Raw genomic sequence first — 1,397 nt, 5'->3', positions numbered from 1 at the left:
ACATTAAATAGTCCAAGAAACCTTTCGTTGCCCCACTTGGTTCACCTTTTGTATAAGAATGTTCATAGGCCCAAATAGGAAATTTACCGGTTTGTACATTTTCATCAGTAGCTTCCACCCCATCAATTGACAGCGGCGTTACCTTATCATCAGTGAAATAAGAGAAGGCTAAATAACCAACGGCACCTGCGGTTTCATTAACGATTTTTTTAACAGTATTTGAGGAATCCTCGGTAATACCTTCTGCTGGGGTTGCTCCATCTAGACCGAACTTGTTAAATACGGCACGAGTACCGGAAGCATCGGGACGATTAACTAAGACGATTTTCTGATCTTTCCCGCCTACGTCTTTCCAGTTAGTAATTTTCCCAGTAAATACTTTAATCAGATTTTCTTTTGAAATGTCTTTAATGCCAACTCCAGGATTGACTGCAGCAGTAATCCCAACAACGGCTACTTTATGATCGACTAATTGATCTGCAGGGATACCTTCCTTTTCTTCTGCAAATACATCTGAGTTACCAATTTGAACGGATCCTTCCGCAACCTGTGATAAGCCTGTACCAGATCCGCCGGCATTCACTTGAATATCCACATCCGGATTGTTCGCCATATATTCTTCCGCTGCAGCTGCAACTAGTGGCTGCATGGCAGATGATCCTGATATAACTAAAGAACCAGATACTCCTTTTTCTCCTTTGTTAGCAGTGTCTCCACCGTTATTCTTATCATTGCCACCACCGCATGCAGCGGAGAAAACTATTAATGCTAAAATAGTCATCCATAAGCTAATTTTTTTCATATTCATCATTCTCCTAAAAGAAATTTTTATTTCTTTTTTAGAATGCCTTCCGAGGTTGTTTTTATTAATAAAATTTACTAAAAAATCGCGTGTATTAATTGTTTGTAAATAACAAAATTAATAGAAGATAGTATGAGCACAAAAATGAAGAAGCGAGGGATTGATGTGTTAAAAGAAAGCGAAACAAATAATGCTACTACGCAGGCAAATCAGGCTATGAATAAAAGTTTTAAAGATTATAGTGAGAGAATGTCTTCCGAGCCTACTTCTGATACAGAAATGGCCAATCAAGAAATTCAGGAAGAATTTTATCAAAATGAAGATGATAATCTTCTTCCTTTTCATGTGGATATCAACAATCCTCCTGTAAAAAAATAAAAAAAAGTAAAATCCCATCTGTCAGCCAGATGGGATTACTTAAAATTAAAAAGCTCTTTGAATAAACCATACTAGCCCAAAAGCTAATATCGCTGCTGATGTACTAGGGATGACCCATTTGATTGGTTTATATCTGAATTTTCTTATCCACAAAATAAATGGAAAAGCTAAGGATACGATCAATAGCTGACCGATTTCTATTCCGATATTAAAAGAT

2 protein-coding genes and 1 pseudogene are annotated in these 1,397 nt (G+C 36.9%); 1 reads left to right on the top strand and 2 read right to left on the bottom strand.

The genetic code is table 11. The annotated features are described in order from the left end of the window. Positions 1-808, bottom strand: an 808-nt coding sequence (locus tag V7659_RS25700) for a phosphate ABC transporter substrate-binding protein (RefSeq protein WP_335542943.1), incomplete at its 3' end; no start/stop codon positions are given. 159 nt (positions 809-967) lie between these two features. Between V7659_RS25700 and V7659_RS25695 the strand changes: the two genes are divergently transcribed. Next, a complete protein-coding gene (locus tag V7659_RS25695; RefSeq protein ID WP_335542942.1) occupies positions 968-1,180 on the top strand; it encodes a hypothetical protein in 213 nt (70 codons plus the stop codon). A gap of 45 nt (positions 1,181-1,225) precedes the next feature. On the opposite strand, the pseudogene V7659_RS25690 reads toward V7659_RS25695, so the two are convergent. Then, a pseudogene (locus V7659_RS25690) lies at positions 1,226-1,397 on the bottom strand (HupE/UreJ family protein); the annotation flags it as partial.

Source organism: Neobacillus drentensis, assembly GCF_036966985.1.
Classification (GTDB): Bacteria; Bacillota; Bacilli; order Bacillales; family Cytobacillaceae; genus Neobacillus; species Neobacillus drentensis_E.
This window is presented reverse-complemented; position numbering and strand designations above follow the sequence as displayed.